This is a genomic window from Pseudomonas soli (assembly GCF_021283165.2).
Lineage (GTDB): Bacteria > Pseudomonadota > Gammaproteobacteria > Pseudomonadales > Pseudomonadaceae > Aquipseudomonas > Aquipseudomonas soli.
Window position 1 is genome coordinate 2,843,709 of record NZ_CP128543.1, and the last position, 14,865, is coordinate 2,858,573.

A 14,865-nucleotide genomic window follows, 5' to 3' on the forward strand; every position below is an offset into this window, starting at 1 on the left:
AGAGTGCAACTAGGACAGCGCGTGACAACGCCAACCGCCTTGCAGGTCCAGCATTACCGCACCACCGATGTGACCGAACAGACCCGCGCCACCCCCGGCTGGCAGCAGCAATACCGACAGATGTCCCCCGGGCATTTCAACGGTCAGTTGCGCTGGCTGGGCCTTGATGGCGTGGAGGTGTACGAAGAGCGCCTGAACACCCGGGTCGAGCAGTTCTTTCGCGCCCCCAGCGGCGCCCTGGCGTTCTGCTTCGACCGCAGCGAAAACAGCCTCTACCTGCTCAACGAAGACAGCCGCAATATCTGGATCACCCCGGAGAACTACCAGGAGGTGGCGGTGGTGTTCGAGCAGCCGTTTTTGGCCAGCCACGGCCTCGACCTGGAGCGCCTGCGCGGCTTGTTCATGGTGCCGTTGACCTGCCAGCAGAACGCCTTGTTCGGCAACTGGCTGAGTGCCACGCTCACCCAGCTGGGCCAGGCCGATTGCCCGCTGGAGGGCGGGGCGTTGCGCGAGCAGTTGCTGGAGGACTGCCTGTTCATCCTCGACAACGCCGGGCAGCATCTGCAGGGAGATGCGCTGGGGCGGCGCGACGAGGAGCGGGCGATCATGCGTCGGGTCAGCGAGTGGGCCGCCGACTGCCCTGACGAAACCCTCAACCTGCTGCAGCTGGCCAAGGTCGCCGGGGTTTCCGTGCGTCAGTTGCAGCAAGCCTTCAAGGGTTTCACCAACCTGCCACCGGCGCATTGGTTGCGCCTGCGTCGCCTGAACGGCGCGCGGCGTGACCTGCTGGTGGGTGACGCAACCGTGGCCGAGGTGGCGATGCGCTGGTCGTTCTGGCATCTGGGGCGGTTTTCCGAAAGCTACCGGCAGCTGTTTCGCGAACTGCCGAGCGAGACGCTTCGGCGCTGCAAGAGCTGATGGAAGTCGAGCCCTTCGTGGGTGAAAATCTGCGCCCGTTGCCTCAGCTTGCTTGCCCCTGCCTGGTTGCAGGGGCAAGCTGGCAGATCAGTTGCGATCCAGCCATACCGTCTGGGCATTGGTGAACTCGCGCACGCCGAAGTGCGACAGCTCGCGGCCAAAGCCACTTTTCTTCACGCCACCGAACGCCACACGGGGGTCGGATGCGCAGTAGCCGTTGATGAACACGCCGCCGGTGTCCAGCACGGCGGTCATGCGCTCGGCCAAGGCATAGTCGGCGGTGTAGATGGTCGCGGCCAGGCCGAATTCGCTGTCGTTGGCCAGCGCCACGGCATGGTCGGCGTCGCGGGCGCTGATGATCGCCGCCACCGGGCCGAACAGCTCCTGCTTGAACGCGGTCATGTCCGGGGTGACGTTAGCGAATACTGTTGGTTCGTAGAAGTTGGCCGCGCCTTCGACCTTCTTACCCCCCAGCAGCAGGGTGGCGCCTTCGGCGAGGGTCGCCTGGACCTGCCCGTCGAGTTCATCGCGCAGGTCGTAGCGGGCCATCGGGCCGATGTAGGTGGCGTCGTCCAGCGGATTGCCCATGGTCAACGTACGGGTGGCCTCGACGAACTTGTGGGTGAACGCCTCGACAATGCTTTCTTCGACAATCAGGCGCTTGGCGGCGGCGCAGACTTGGCCGGTGTTCTGGTAGCGACCGATCACGGCGGCCTTCACCGCGGCATCGAGGTCGGCATCGGCCAGTACGATGAACGGATCGGAGCCGCCCAGCTCCAGCACGCACTTCTTCAGCGCCGCGCCCGCTTGCGCACCGATGGCCATGCCGGCGCGCACGCTGCCGGTCAGGGTGATGGCGGCGATGCGCGGGTCGTTGATGGCGCGGGTGACGCCGTCCGGAGTGACATTGAGCACCTCGAACACGCCTTCAGGCAGACCGGCGCGTTTGAACAGGTCGGCCAGCAGGTAGGCGCTGCCCATCACGTTGGGCGCGTGCTTGAGCACGTAGGTGTTGCCCGCCAGCAGCGCCGGCACCGCGCCGCGCAGCACTTGCCAGACCGGGAAGTTCCACGGCATCACGGCGAGGATCGGGCCCAGCGGTCGGTATTCGATACGGGCCTTGTCGATCTGGGTCGGCTCCGGCGCCAGCATGGCCGGGCCATGTTCGGCGTACCACTGGCACAGGCCGACACACTTGCTGACTTCACCGCGGGCCTGGCTGATCGGCTTGCCGATCTCGCGGGCGATCATCTGGGCGAAGGCCTCGGCGTTGGCTTGCAGGGCCTGCCCGAGCGCGACCAGGTACTCGCTGCGCTGACCCAGCGACACTTGGCGCCACTGGCTGTAGCCTGCCTTGGCGCGTTGCAGCGCCGCGTCCAGTGCGGCGTCGGTGTCGAAGGCGTAATGGCCGATCCGTTCGCCGCTGTAGGGGTCGACGGAGATGGCGTGGGTCAGGCTGCTGATCTCGCTCATGGCAGGACTCTCATTGTTCTGATGGGGTGAGCGCAGACTAGTGGTGGCGTGCTTTAATGAAAACTGAATAATAATGAGCGAAACATTCACGTTTGGAGAATGACTGTGGACCTGGTGCAACTCGAGATGTTCAAGGCCGTGGCCGAGCACGGCAGCATCAGCGCCGCCGCCCAGCAGATCCATCGGGTGCCGTCGAACCTGACCACCCGTATCAAGCAATTGGAGGAGGACCTGGGCGTCGAGCTGTTCATCCGCGAGAAGAGCCGCCTGCGCCTGTCGCCGGCCGGCTGGAACTTCCTCGAGTACACCCGGCGCATCCTCGACCTGGTACACGAGGCGCGCCTGACCGTGGCGGGGGAGGACCCGCAGGGCACTTTTGCCCTTGGTTCGCTGGAAAGCACTGCCGCAGTGCGTATCCCGGCCTTGCTGGCGGCCTACAACCAGCGTTATCCGAAGGTCGACCTGGACCTGTCCACCGGGCCGTCGGGGACCATGCTCGAAGGGGTGTTGTCCGGGCGCCTGGTGGCGGCTTTCGTCGATGGACCGGTGCTGCACCCGACGCTGGAAGGCATGCCGGTGTTCGAGGAGGAGATGATGGTCATCGCGCCGCTCAACCACCCGCCCGTGACCCGTGCCCGTGACGTCAATGGCTCGAGCATCTACGCTTTTCGCGCCAACTGCTCGTACCGCCACCACTTCGAAAGCTGGTTCGTCCATGACCAGGCGGTGCCGGGCAAGATCCACGAGATGGAGTCTTACCACGGCATGCTCGCCTGCGTCAGTGCAGGCGCAGGCCTGGCGATGCTGCCGCGCAGCATGCTCGACAACATGCCGGGGTGCAGCACGGTCAGTGCCTGGCCGATGGCCGAGGACTTCCGCTATCTCAAGACTTGGCTGGTGTGGCGGCGGGGCACGGTGTCGCGCAGCTTGAGCATGTTCATCAAGTTGCTCGAAGAACGTCGTGAGCTGCCCTCGGCTTGAAGGGCAGCGTCACCCGGATTAACGGTGCGTCGACAGGCGAACCCGAGCCGCGGAAAGCCCTCCAAACTGTGTAGACCATCCCGTGGAGGGAGGAATGCACCATGCGCACTCATCATTACGGCCTTTGCGCCGCGCTGTTGCTGACACTGGCCATGCCTTGGAGCCTCGCAGCGGCCACCGGCCTGAATACCCCCATCGATCCGCAGGGCGTGCAATTGCAGCCCCAGCAACAGAACGGCATACGTTATCTGCAGGGCGGTATCGGCCAGGATGAAGCCGATGCCCTGCGCCGCACCCCCGGCTACGATCTGCACATCACCCTCTCGACCGGTGCCGAAGGCAAGTTTCAGAGTGGTGCCACGGTGGATATACAGTCGGTCCAAGGGCAGTCAGTACTGATGTTGCAGGATGTCGGCCCGTTGATCTTCGTGCAATTGCCCCCTGGGCAATACCGTGTGGTCGGCAATGCCGAGGGCCAGACGGTGCAGCAGCAGGTGCTGGTGGACGGCAAGGCACCGGCGCGGGTTGATCTCAACTGGCGGTAAGGTTCCTGTCCCAGGGCGAGTGACGCCCAGGCAAGGTTGATAGCTGGGAGAGCACGAGGAGGCGGAATATGGCTGCACCAATGGCAAGCGCCTAATGTCCCTTAGCCAATAGTGGCAAATCACTTCCCACTCTCAGTACATTCTGGCAATAATCAAAGAAGTATTACCGCTTGTAACCCTTGTATAGTCTGGGGTTGCCAACGCAGGAAGAACGAGAGGCTTAGCCTCCATTGACGCAGGGACGCGCATTTCGCGGCCCTGCCCGTGAAGACCATCAGGAGAAAGTCATTGATGAAAACCCGTCTCGCCACAACGTTGGCCGCGGCCGTGCTGGCGTTCGCCGGCGCCAACCTGGCCCAGGCCGCGCAGGTGTCGGCTGCCGTGGGTGCTACTGGCCAGGGCGACATGACCTACCGCATCGGCCTGTCCTTCGACTGGGACAAGAAATGGCTTGAGAGCGGCACCGGTCATCTGACCGGATACTGGGATGCAGCCTACACCTACTGGGAAGGCGGTGAGGCCAGTGGGGCGCACTCGCTGTCGATCAGCCCGGTGTTCGTCTATGAGTTCAGTGGTTTCACCTACACCCCGTTCATCGAGGCGGGTATCGGCCTGGCGGCGTTCTCCAAGACCGACGTGGGCGACCAGCGCCTGGGCTCGTCGGTGAACTTCGAGGACCGGATCGGTTTTGGCCTCAAGTTGCCGGCGGAGCAGAAGGTCGGCATTCGCGCCATTCATTATTCCAATGCCGGGCTTAAACAGCCAAACGACGGGATCGAGTCGTACTCGCTGTTCTACAGCAAGGCGTTCTGAGTTCCCCCAGGCTACTGATTGTAGGGCGAGCCTGCTCCCGCAGTGTGGGAGCAGGTTTGCCCCACGATGGCATTCAGCGCACAGCCTTTATCGCCAGCACATTACACAGCGGATGCTCCAACACATGCGCGGTGGTGCCACCGAGAAACGCCTGCAACGCATCGTGACGGTGGTTACCCATGACGATCACATCGACCCGATGGGTGGCGATGTAGTGGGTGATCGCCTTGACCGCCGGCCCTTCGAGGAAGTGGCGGCGTTCCAGGTCGATCTGGTAGTGATCGCCCAGGCGGTTGAATGCCGCGCGCTGGGCCGTGCGCAGGCTGGTGTCGAAGCCGGGCATGGTCACGGTGCCGGCGCCGAAGTCGGCGATATGGCTCCTGGTCGCATCGCACACATGCAACAGATGCAGCTCAGCGTTGCACTGCAGGGCCAGGGCATGAGCGCTGCGGAATACCGCATCGTCCAGGTGCTCGCCGGCGCCATGGCTGTTGAGGTCGACCGCCGCGGCGATCTGTCGGGGCAGGGGCAGGCGGATATCGCTGACCAGGTGCACCGCCACCGGGCTGTCCTTGAGCAGTTGCCAGTCCAGCGGAGTGACCAGCAGGCGCTTGAGGATGGGTTCGTGCTGCACGTCCTTGACCAGCAGGTCGCAGCCCAGCCGCTCGACCTGTTCAAGCACGCTGCCCAGTGGATCACGGCTCAGCAGCAGTTCGGTAGAGACATCCAGGCCGGCATTACGCAGTTGCTCGGCCTCGTCGGCCAGCCATTGGCGGTTGTCCTCGAGCAGCCGCTCGCGCTCACGGCTGTCGCTCATCAGGCCGAAGGTGTCGATATCGTCGACGAAGACGTTGAGGTCCAGCAGGGCCCCACTGGACTCGGCCAGCGCCGCGGCGCGCTGCAGGGCAGGCGTATGGCGCATCTGCGGGCCGAGCATGACCAACAATCGCTTGAACTGGCTCATCTCACACCTCCACGTGTGGCTGCCCCCTGTTCAGTCTAGACCCGCCGCCGGTGACGTCCGCTGGAGCGACGACGGGTCATGCCTCAGTGCGGCGCGCGCGGGATGGTCTTGAGCAGGTCTTCCGGGCTGATGTGTCCGACCACCTGGGCCACCGCGCTACCTGGGGTCGGCAGGTCGATGATATGGCTCTTCATCTTGCCGATCACATGCATCTCGCAGGGTTTGCAGTCGAACTTCAGGGTGAGCACTTCATCGCCCTGGATCAGTTGCATCGGCGCCACCTTGGTGCGCACGCCGGTCACACCCTTGGCCTGCTTGGGGCACAGGTTGAAGGAGAAGCGCAGGCAGTGCTTGGTGATCATCACCGGCACTTCGCCGTGCTCCTCATGGGCCTCGTACGCCGCATCGATGAGTTGCACACCATGGCGATGGTAGAAGTCGCGGGCCTTCTGGTTGTAGACGTTGGCCAGGAACGACAGGTGCGACTCTGGGTACACCGGCGGTGGCGTGGTCTCGGCCTTGCGCCCGCCACGGGGATGGGCCTTGATCCGCGCTTCTGTCAGTGCCTCGATGGCCTCGCGACGCAGCGCCTTGAGCTGCGAGTTGGGAATGAAGAACGCCTGGGGCGCATCGATTTCGATGGCGTCGGCGTGGTACATCGTGGTGCCCAACTGGCCGAGCAGGTCGTGCAGTTGCTCGAGCGCCTGTTCCGGCTTGTTGGCGGTACCGAACGGACCGTCCAGCGCGACCTGCACGCTGACCCCTTCCTCGCTGCCGAGGGTCAGCAGCAAACGCTGCTCACGCAGCACGGCATGCCATTCGACAGCCACCCGGCGCTCTGACGACGTACGCTGCAACGCCTGTTGCCAGTTGTGGTCGAGGTTGCGCGAAAGCGGATGGTTTGGGCGGAGCTTGTACAAGCCCTCGGGCATCTCGTTGGGCTCGACTCGGTAGCGGTAGCGCTTCTGGCCGTCCTCCTCGGATTCGCTTCTCAGCTCGGCGATGTTGGCGCGGAAGCCCACCACCTCGCGTTTGACCAGCACGTTGAGGCCGTCGCCGTTGGTCAGCGGGACATCGGTGGTCACAAGCAGGTCGCGCTTGCCGACTTTCTCGACCACACCCACTGGCAGGCCAGTGAAGGTTGGAGAGTCGAAGGCGCCGATATCGATCTTGCGGTCGCTGACGAAGTAGTCGGTGCTACCGCGGTGGAAGGTCTTGTCCGGATCCGGCACGAAGAAGTGCTCGGTGCGGCCACTGGAGGCGCGAGCCAGCTCGGGGCGGTCCTCGAGGATGGCGTCGAGTTCCTTGCGGTAGTGGGCGGTGATGTTCTTCACATAGCCCATGTCCTTGTAACGACCTTCGATCTTGAACGAGCGCACACCGGCATCGACCAGGTCGCGCAGGTTGGCGGTCTGGTTGTTGTCCTTCATCGACAGCAGGTGCTTCTCGAAAGCGACCACGCGTCCCTGGTCGTCCTTGAGGGTATACGGCAGGCGGCAGGCCTGGGAGCAATCGCCGCGATTCGCACTACGCCCGGTCTGGGCGTGGGAGATGTTGCACTGGCCGGAGAAGGCCACGCACAGCGCGCCATGGATGAAGAACTCGATGGCGGCGTCGGTCTCGGCGGCGATGCTGCGGATCTGCTGCAGGTTCAGCTCGCGAGCCAGCACCAGCTGGGAAAAGCCGGCCTGGTCGAGGAACTTGGCCCGCTCCAGGGTGCGGATATCGGTTTGGGTGCTGGCATGCAGCTCGATCGGCGGGATATCCAGCTCCATCACCCCCAGGTCCTGCACGATCAGTGCATCGACACCGGCATCGTATAGCTGGTGGATCAGCTTGCGTGCTGGCTCCAGCTCGTTGTCGTGGAGGATGGTATTGATGGTGGTGAACACGCGGGCATGGTAGCGCCGGGCGAACTCGACCAGCTCGGCGATGTCGCTGACCTCGTTGCAGGCGTTGTGGCGCGCGCCGAAGCTCGGGCCGCCGATATAGATGGCGTCGGCGCCGTGCAGGATCGCCTCGCGGGCGATGCTCACGTCACGGGCAGGGCTGAGCAGTTCCAGGTGGTGCTTTGGAAGGGACATGTCGTTATAGGTTCGGGCTGTCACGGTAAGGCGGGCATTGTAGCGGTGAAATGGAGTGGCAGCATCTTTAACTGATGAACCCGCCTGGCCAGGTGCGACTACCGGGTTCGATAGCGCAGTACACCTGGTAATTCTGTCAGTGTTGCCCACGGCGCATCGCTGTTAACGTCAAGCGATACCGACCGGCCGCGAGGGCGCCATGGTTCACACACATCTGAGCAGGGCCGACAGACAGCTGTCAGTGCTTGGCGATACCAGGGCCTATCCGCCCTATGGGGCGTTGACCCTGGTAATCGGACATCGATTGGCTTATTGCGGGCAGATGCGCGAACCGGGGACAGGTACTTATCACCTGGGAAACGGGCATCGGGTTTTCAATCCGCGGTTGATGCGTTTCTGCTCATCTGACCGGTTGAGTCCGTTCGGCAAAGGCGGGATAAATACCTATGCCTACTGTCAGGGAGATCCGGTTAATTATCATGATCGTGATGGGAGAGCCCCCACTGTTTCAAGCGTGACACCTGCTCTGGATTCGACTGCTACTTCGACTTGGTCGTGGTTGTTTGAAGTGAAGAATTTGCAATTTGCCTTGCCCATCATGGAAGCGTCGACGGCTACTAGACTGCCAAAGCATATAGAATCGACAATGAGTATAGTTGAATACGCTGTGGTCAAAAAACGACTGATTAAAAATTCTCCGGAGGACGCTAGTAGTTTGCCGGACGTTTCGAAGTGGGATGTGTTAAAGCTTGGCGTGGCGGCAGCGACAAGTGCGGGGGCTTACTTTGCGGCTTATATTAGTTTGGCGGCTTCGTATAATGACGCGCGCGCTGGAGGCCAGAATAAAAACATTTCGGATGAGCAAAAGTCCGAGATACTCATAGGTGGTGTACTTGCTGCAGCGATTTCGTATTATTCTGATAAATCTGTCAAGGGGATAGGGAAGAAGTATGACGGGTATCTTACTCGAGCGAAAAACATAGAAATCAGGCGGTTGGGCGGGCCGGATCAACTCTTGGTTAATCATGGTAGCGGGGGTGATGAAACCTGAGTTTGTCAGTAAGTAACCGTTCCAGATGGATCCTTGATTATGGTCATCCCCGCAGTCGAAGCCGAGCAGGCTACGCTGCGGGAACTGGCGCACCTCAGCCCTTGGCCGCCATCGCCGTTACCTCGACCCGCATTCCCTCAAACGCCAGGGAAGCCACACCCACTGCAGCCCGCACCGGCCATGGTTTTTTGAAGAACCGCTGGTACACCTCGTTGAACGCCGCCCGGTCGGCCATGTCAGTCAGGTAGATGGTCAGGTGCAACACCCGGTCCATCGAGCTGCCGGCGCGCTCCAGGGCAACTTTCAAAGCCTGCAGGGTACATTCGCACTGGGTGGTGATGTCGCCCAGCTCGAGGCTGCCGTCGGCCTGCACGGGGATCTGGGTGCTGACCAGGATGCCGTTGTACTCGGCAACGTCCGAGGAGATCGAGTCGGCGTCCGGGTCGGGGGTGTAGATGATGTCGCTGTGTGCCATGAGGTTTCGCCTTGCAACGGAAGGAAACCGCCAAGCCTACGCGAGCGGGCAGGGCAGGTCGAGGCAGGACGGTCGGTCGCGGGCATTTGAAATACCTGGCCGGGACCGGCAGAATCGCGCTCCACCCGGCCACAGGCGCCGGGCCCTGGTCGTGAAAAGAGGCTTTTGTTGAACGAACACACATTGTCCATGCGCCTGGAGCGCGTGGCAGCCCATGTGCCGGCGGGCGCGCGCCTGGCCGATATCGGCTCGGACCATGGCTACCTGCCGGTGGCGCTGGCGCGTCGGGGCGCGATTATCGCGGCCGTGGCCGGCGAAGTGGCGCTGACGCCGTACCAGGCCGCGCAGCGCACCGTGCGCGACAACGGCCTGGAAGACCGCATCACCGTGCGCCATGCCAGTGGCCTGGCAGCCATCGTGCCAAATGATGGCATCACCGCAGTCAGTATCTGCGGCATGGGCGGCGAGACCATTCGCGACATCCTCGAGGCCGGCAAGCAACTCCTGGGCGGTCATGAGCGCTTGGTCCTGCAACCCAACGGCGGTGAACAGGCACTGCGCCATTGGCTGATGGACAACGACTATAGGATCATCTGCGAGGAAGTGCTGCGGGAAAACCGTTTCGACTACGAAATCATCGTCGCCGAACGTGCCGAGTCGGTCAGCTACAGCGCCGAGCAGCTGTACTTCGGCCCACTGCTGATGCAGGCACGCAGCCCGGCGTTCCTGTTCAAGTGGCAACGCATGCTGCGTCAGAAACACCAGACCCTGGCCAACTTCGCCCGGGCGCGCCAGCCAGTGCCCGAGGAAAAGGTGCGCGATATCACCCGTCAGGCGCAGTGGATTACCGAGTTGCTGGCGTGAAGCGCCTCACCTTGGATTGACTACGCTGGCTGGCACCTTCAGCACCAGCACGGCGCCCATTACGATGGCCACGGCCAGTACCTGCAAGGCCAGGCCCGGGTTGGCGGTGCTGTCGCGCATCCAGCCGATCAGGTAAGGCGCGGCGAACGAGGCGATACTGCCGAACGAGCTGATCATGGCGATACCGGCGGCCTGGGCGCCGCCCGCGAGGAACGCCGGCGGCAGTTGCCAGAACATCGGCAGCGCGGCGCTGGCGCCCATGCCGGCGACCACCAGCCCGCTCATCACCAGCCAGGCGTCGTCCGGCGCCCATCCGGCCAGGGCGATGCCGGCGGCGGCCATCAGCAACGGCCCGCACAGATGCCAGCGGCGTTCGCGGTGACGGTCGGACGAGCGGCCGCAGCCGAGCATGAACAGGCATCCGGCCAGATAAGGGATGGCGCTGAGCAGGCCGACCTGGCCATCGCTGCCGATGCCGGCGCCGTGAATCAGGCTGGGCATCCAGAAGGCCAGGGTGTTGACTGCCAGCATCACCGCGAAATAGATCGTCACCAGCAACCAGGCATGGGCGTCGCTCAGCAGCCCGCGCATCGAGTCGATCGGCTTGTGCCGTTCCTCGCGGGCCATTTCCTCGCGCATTGCACGCTTCTGATCGGCGGTGAGCCAAGCCACCTGCTCGAAGTTGTCCGGCAGGGCCTTGAGCACCACCAGCCCTAGCAACACCACCGGTAGCCCCTCGATCAGGAACATCCACTGCCAGCCCCTCATGCCGCCCTGATCGTGAAACGCCTGCAGGATGCCGCCGGACAACGGCCCGCCGACCACCCCGGCCAAGGGCACTGCGATGGCGAACAACGCGGTGATCTGGGCACGGCGCCGGGCCGGGTACCAGCGGTTGAGCACTACGAGGATGCCAGGGAAGAAACCAGCTTCGGCCACCCCCAACAGAAAGCGTAGCGTGTAGAACCCGGCAGCGTCCTGTACCCACATCATGGCGGTGGACAACAATCCCCAGACCACCATCAAGGTGGCGATCCAGCGCCGCGGGCCGACCCGCTCCAGGGCCAGGTTGCTGGGCACGCCGAACAGCGCATAGGCGATGAAGAACAGGCCGGCGCCCAGGCCGTAGACAGTGTCGGAAAAGCCGAGGTCGGCGCTCATCTGCATCTTGGCGAAGCCGATGTTGATGCGGTCCAGGTGGGCGAACAGGTAGCACACCAGCAACAGCGGCATCAGACGCCAGGTGATGCGGGCGTGGGTTGCGTCGCAGGCGCGCACGGACGGCGCCGTGGAGGTATCGATCGTATTCATGGTCCGGGACGTTCTTGTTGTTGTCCCGGCAGATCATGCGGCGCCGTATGAGACGGGCAAATGCACTTTCAGCAAGATGGCTGGTATTTTTGCCACGGGGTTATAGCTGCGAGCAGTTGCCCATCTGGCGGTAGTCGACTTCGCGGGTCTGGCCCTGATGGTCGACGTAGACCATGTGCGCGGTGCCAACTTGGCAATCGGCGTCGTTGCTGGCCGGAGTAATCGAAACGACCTTGGCGATGTCCAGCGGCATGCCGTATTCGTAGGTGCTGGGGCTGTTGTCAGCGAAGGCGCCGAACGAGGCGAGAGTGGCGCTGAGGGCGAGCAGGGCAATCGAACTTTTCATGACAGGTACCTCATTCATTGCGGATAGCTAATGATCCATTCATTTGTGTTTCACAATAAATGGGCTATCCCGTGATAGATTCCTGCCTTTCATGTATGAATGAGAGTGCCTGCCCATGGACATTCTGCATGCGATGCGTACCTTCGCCCGGGTAGTGGAGTGCGGCAGTTTCGCCGGCGCGGCCCAGGCCCTGGATATTTCCGCCGCGCAGGTGTCGCGAATCGTCGCCGAGCTCGAGAATCAGCTGCAGACCCGCCTGTTGCACCGCACCACCCGGCGCCTGCGCATGAGCGAGGCGGGCGAGCGCTTTCTCGAGCGCACCCGGCAGATCATGCTGCTCACCGAAGAGGCGGTGGACGAGGCGCGCGGCGCCCACCTCACGCCCCGTGGCCGCCTGCGCTTCCACTGTAGCCATGGCCTGGGGCTGTTGATGATGCCGCTGGTGGCGCGCTACAACGCCACATGCCCGGAAGTGGTGATGGAACTGACTCTGTCACAGCGCAACCCAGACCCGCTGGCCGAGGGGCATGACGTAGTGATCACCATCGGCCAGGGCCTGCCGGACTCGCAACTGATCGCCATCCCGCTGGGTAGCATCCACAGCATCCTGTGCGCCTCCCCGGATTACCTTGCCCGCCACGGTATACCCGAGCGCCCCGAGGATTTGCACAGACACGTCTGCTTGCGCACCGTGGACCCGCTGTTCGAGGAGGACTGGTCGTTCGAAGGCCAACCCGACAATTGCGTGATCGTGCCCCAGGACACTTTCCTCACCAACGTCGCGGACGCCATGCTCAAGGCCACCGAGTTGGGCATGGGGGTCGGCCTGCTGCCCTACTACTCGGCGAGTCAAGCCATGCAGGAGGGGCGCCTGTGCCGCTTGCTGGCGCCGCATCGGCTGCGCCAGCGCGAGATCTATGCGATCTATCCGTCACGGCATTACCTGGACGCCAAGGTGCGTACCTGGCTGGACTTTCTCAAGGAGCAGCTGCCGTTGTTGTTTGCCGAGCACCAGCGCGTGGTGGACGAGCCTCGATACTGGCGGTGAAGGCCGTTCGCTTCGCGGGTCACCGGCTGTCCTGATCTTCGGCGCTGCCACCTGAAGCCCCGGCGCCGCTGCCGGTGGCTTCGCCGGTACTGTTGGAGCCGCCAGCGGCACCGTCGGCGGCGTCAGAGTCGGTACCGGTGTCACTGCTGTCGTTATCCTTGCCACCGGGGGTGTTTACGCTGCTGCCTTCACCGGCGGTCTTGCCTTGCTCGGTAGTGTGCTCTTTGTGCGTGCCGCTGCCGTTCATGTCGGTGGCCGCGAGGGCGAGGGGGGCGGTGCTGCCCAGCATCAGGGCCAGCAGCAAGGCGAGGGGACGTGGATTGACCATGGTGAATCTCCTGTCGGATGACTGTCATGGTTGGGCTATCACGGCGGCGCCAAGGTGCCCGTCAAGCGACGGACGGTCCTTGGCGTCAGGCGTCAGTGGGCGTCAGGACGAGGCGCCTGGTGGCCCGGCATGACATCCATCGCTTCCAGCGTCGGGTGCTCCTGCGCCGCGTGCATCAGGTCTTCGGTCACCCGCAGCTCCGCGCCGGTCGGCGAGAAGGTGGCGGTCGGCGCGAACGGCGCCGGGTGCTCCGGTGCCGGGCGCTTGCCGCGACGCCACAGGAAGAACCCGACCATGACCAGGTTGATCACGGCGAAGGCCCAGAACAGCCCGACTTCGCCGTAGGCGGTCATCATCGGCGAAATGGCCAGCGGGGCCATGGCCGAGCCCAGCGAGTTGATCAGCAGCAGCCCCTGGATCATCGGCACCAGCGCGTCGGCCGGAGCACGGTCGGCGGCGCTGCTGACAGCCACCGGGTACAGCGCGAACACGCCGCCGCCGAGCAGGAACAGCAGCGCCGGCAGCAGCACGGTATCGGCTGGCAGCAGCACAATCAATACCGACAGCACGGTACACAGGGCGGCCAGGGCGATCAGCACGTCCTGGCGATCCTTGCGGTCGGACCAGCGCCCGACCGGATATTGCAGCAGCATGGCTCCGAGGATCACCCAGGCCATCATGTCGCCGGTCTCGCCGACGTCCAGGCCGATGCGTTGCAGGTACAGCGGCAGCAAGGCATAGATGCCGGCGATGGCGACCCCCGAGCCGAAGCAGCCGACCAGCCCGGTCGGCGCCACGCCCAACAGTTGCCGCGGTTTGAGCGGCTCGACCTGATCCAGCAGTGGCGATACCCGGGGCAGGATCACGATCGGCAGCACCGACAGCGTGGCGAGCATGCCGGCGACCATGAACGGCGCGGTCTCGCCCCAGCCAGTGACCTCGCCCAAGGCGGCCTGGGCGATTACCCCCGCGCCATAGAAGGCGATCATGTACAGCGCCAGCAGGCGCCCACGGATCTTCGCGTCACCGGCCAGCAGCAGCCAACTCTCGATCACCAGGAACACGCCGACCGCCGCCCAGCCGTTGATCAGCCGCAGTACGAACCACCAGGTGGTGTCGTAGAACAGGCCTTGCAGCAGGATGGTCGCGCCGATCAAGGCGGCGAAACTGCTGTAGGCGCGGATGTGGCCGATGCGCAGGATCAGCCGGTCGTTGAAGATCGCGCCCAGGGTCAGGCCGATGAAGTAGGCCGACGACACCACGCCGATCATGGTCGCCGATTCGCCGGCGGCGCCCAGGCGCAGGGTGGTCAGGGAAGACAGCACGCCATTGCCCAGGGCAATGATGAACAGGCCGAGCAGGGGTGCCAGCGCCATCGCCAGCAAACGCACAGACATAGTTACCTCAAGGTTGAAAAGAGCTCAGAAGCACCTTTTCGGCTGCACGTGGCGGAAAGCGACGTACAGTGCGGCCTGGGCGGGATGCGAGCTTGGCAAGAGTCAACCGCGGGGCCTGTTGGGTGAAGGCCTGGCGGGGCGGTTGAGCCTGTGGCACATGCGCGATGTGTGAGGCACGGACGCGGTCTTTGCGGGGGCTTGCCACCGGTTGGGGCGACGGGCGAAAAGGAGGCGGGATTTTAAGGCCTGTACAGGATTTGCCAAGAG

Annotated in this window: 15 protein-coding genes; 7 read left to right on the plus strand and 8 right to left on the minus strand. The window is 63.6% G+C overall.

Features of this window, described 5'->3' with window-relative positions:
• Positions 1–21: 21 nt before the first annotated feature.
• On the plus strand, positions 22–918 hold the full coding sequence (locus LU688_RS13235) for a helix-turn-helix domain-containing protein (protein ID WP_023631636.1): 897 nt from the start codon (positions 22–24) through the stop codon (positions 916–918).
• Between the two features lie 87 nt (positions 919–1,005).
• Here LU688_RS13235 and LU688_RS13240 read toward each other — a convergent pair whose 3' ends face one another.
• Positions 1,006–2,391, minus strand: a complete 1,386-nt coding sequence (locus tag LU688_RS13240; RefSeq protein WP_160291189.1) for an aldehyde dehydrogenase family protein — start codon at positions 2,389–2,391, stop codon at positions 1,006–1,008.
• Positions 2,392–2,496: 105 nt separating this feature from the next.
• Here LU688_RS13240 and ptrR point away from each other — a divergent pair, with 105 nt between their 5' ends.
• From ptrR to LU688_RS13255, 3 genes are all read left to right on the plus strand, one after another.
• On the plus strand, positions 2,497–3,372 hold the full coding sequence (gene ptrR, locus LU688_RS13245; protein WP_094011262.1) for a putrescine utilization regulator PtrR: 876 nt from the start codon (positions 2,497–2,499) through the stop codon (positions 3,370–3,372).
• A 101-nt stretch (positions 3,373–3,473) separates the two neighbouring features.
• Positions 3,474–3,917, plus strand: coding sequence for a hypothetical protein (locus LU688_RS13250; protein ID WP_023629989.1), 444 nt, complete (start codon positions 3,474–3,476; stop codon positions 3,915–3,917).
• A gap of 291 nt (positions 3,918–4,208) precedes the next feature.
• Entirely contained in the window at positions 4,209–4,730 is a 522-nt protein-coding gene (locus LU688_RS13255) for an acyloxyacyl hydrolase (protein WP_031314880.1), read from the plus strand.
• A 73-nt stretch (positions 4,731–4,803) separates the two neighbouring features.
• Here LU688_RS13255 and LU688_RS13260 read toward each other — a convergent pair whose 3' ends face one another.
• Positions 4,804–5,694 (minus strand): universal stress protein, encoded by an 891-nt coding sequence (locus tag LU688_RS13260; protein WP_094011236.1) that lies wholly within the window; start codon positions 5,692–5,694, stop codon positions 4,804–4,806.
• Positions 5,695–5,777: 83 nt separating this feature from the next.
• A complete protein-coding gene (locus LU688_RS13265) occupies positions 5,778–7,778 on the minus strand; it encodes a peptidase U32 family protein (RefSeq protein ID WP_094011237.1) in 2,001 nt (666 codons plus the stop codon).
• Between the two features lie 199 nt (positions 7,779–7,977).
• Here LU688_RS13265 and LU688_RS13270 point away from each other — a divergent pair, with 199 nt between their 5' ends.
• Positions 7,978–8,829, plus strand: coding sequence for an RHS repeat-associated core domain-containing protein (locus LU688_RS13270; RefSeq protein WP_160291190.1), 852 nt, complete (start codon positions 7,978–7,980; stop codon positions 8,827–8,829).
• Between the two features lie 94 nt (positions 8,830–8,923).
• Here the strand turns inward: LU688_RS13270 and LU688_RS13275 are convergent, their stop codons facing one another.
• Positions 8,924–9,304, minus strand: coding sequence for a RidA family protein (locus tag LU688_RS13275; protein ID WP_046855763.1), 381 nt, complete (start codon positions 9,302–9,304; stop codon positions 8,924–8,926).
• 168 nt (positions 9,305–9,472) lie between these two features.
• Between LU688_RS13275 and LU688_RS13280 the strand changes: the two genes are divergently transcribed.
• Positions 9,473–10,168 (plus strand): tRNA (adenine(22)-N(1))-methyltransferase, encoded by a 696-nt coding sequence (locus LU688_RS13280; protein WP_289678355.1) that lies wholly within the window; start codon positions 9,473–9,475, stop codon positions 10,166–10,168.
• 6 nt (positions 10,169–10,174) lie between these two features.
• Here LU688_RS13280 and LU688_RS13285 read toward each other — a convergent pair whose 3' ends face one another.
• On the minus strand, positions 10,175–11,479 hold the full coding sequence (locus LU688_RS13285) for an MFS transporter (RefSeq protein ID WP_104443943.1): 1,305 nt from the start codon (positions 11,477–11,479) through the stop codon (positions 10,175–10,177).
• 100 nt (positions 11,480–11,579) lie between these two features.
• Complete coding sequence (locus LU688_RS13290; protein WP_104443942.1) at positions 11,580–11,825, minus strand: DUF2790 domain-containing protein; 246 nt, start codon at positions 11,823–11,825, stop codon at positions 11,580–11,582.
• A 115-nt stretch (positions 11,826–11,940) separates the two neighbouring features.
• Between LU688_RS13290 and LU688_RS13295 the strand changes: the two genes are divergently transcribed.
• The gene (locus tag LU688_RS13295; protein WP_232888007.1) at positions 11,941–12,873 is read left to right on the plus strand and encodes a LysR family transcriptional regulator; all 933 of its coding nucleotides are present in this window, start codon (positions 11,941–11,943) and stop codon (positions 12,871–12,873) included.
• 19 nt (positions 12,874–12,892) lie between these two features.
• Here the strand turns inward: LU688_RS13295 and LU688_RS13300 are convergent, their stop codons facing one another.
• Both LU688_RS13300 and LU688_RS13305 read right to left on the minus strand, forming a co-directional pair.
• The gene (locus LU688_RS13300) at positions 12,893–13,201 is read right to left on the minus strand and encodes a hypothetical protein (RefSeq protein WP_023631738.1); all 309 of its coding nucleotides are present in this window, start codon (positions 13,199–13,201) and stop codon (positions 12,893–12,895) included.
• Positions 13,202–13,293: 92 nt separating this feature from the next.
• Positions 13,294–14,598, minus strand: a complete 1,305-nt coding sequence (locus tag LU688_RS13305) for an MFS transporter (RefSeq protein WP_160291191.1) — start codon at positions 14,596–14,598, stop codon at positions 13,294–13,296.
• Positions 14,599–14,865: the final 267 nt, after the last annotated feature.

What these genes read in the sequence shown, in the direction of transcription:
- LU688_RS13255 (WP_031314880.1), top strand. Translation starts at nt 4,209, where the DNA reads ATGAAAACCCGTCTCGCCACAACGTTGGCCGCGGCCGTGCTGGCGTTC.
- LU688_RS13260 (WP_094011236.1), bottom strand. Translation starts at nt 5,694, where the DNA reads ATGAGCCAGTTCAAGCGATTGTTGGTCATGCTCGGCCCGCAGATGCGC.
- LU688_RS13295 (WP_232888007.1), top strand. Translation starts at nt 11,941, where the DNA reads ATGGACATTCTGCATGCGATGCGTACCTTCGCCCGGGTAGTGGAGTGC.
- LU688_RS13300 (WP_023631738.1), bottom strand. Translation starts at nt 13,201, where the DNA reads ATGGTCAATCCACGTCCCCTCGCCTTGCTGCTGGCCCTGATGCTGGGC.
- LU688_RS13265 (WP_094011237.1), bottom strand. Translation starts at nt 7,778, where the DNA reads ATGTCCCTTCCAAAGCACCACCTGGAACTGCTCAGCCCTGCCCGTGAC.
- LU688_RS13240 (WP_160291189.1), bottom strand. Translation starts at nt 2,391, where the DNA reads ATGAGCGAGATCAGCAGCCTGACCCACGCCATCTCCGTCGACCCCTAC.
- LU688_RS13250 (WP_023629989.1), top strand. Translation starts at nt 3,474, where the DNA reads ATGCGCACTCATCATTACGGCCTTTGCGCCGCGCTGTTGCTGACACTG.
- LU688_RS13290 (WP_104443942.1), bottom strand. Translation starts at nt 11,825, where the DNA reads ATGAAAAGTTCGATTGCCCTGCTCGCCCTCAGCGCCACTCTCGCCTCG.
- LU688_RS13305 (WP_160291191.1), bottom strand. Translation starts at nt 14,598, where the DNA reads ATGTCTGTGCGTTTGCTGGCGATGGCGCTGGCACCCCTGCTCGGCCTG.
- LU688_RS13275 (WP_046855763.1), bottom strand. Translation starts at nt 9,304, where the DNA reads ATGGCACACAGCGACATCATCTACACCCCCGACCCGGACGCCGACTCG.
- LU688_RS13270 (WP_160291190.1), top strand. Translation starts at nt 7,978, where the DNA reads ATGGTTCACACACATCTGAGCAGGGCCGACAGACAGCTGTCAGTGCTT.
- LU688_RS13285 (WP_104443943.1), bottom strand. Translation starts at nt 11,479, where the DNA reads ATGAATACGATCGATACCTCCACGGCGCCGTCCGTGCGCGCCTGCGAC.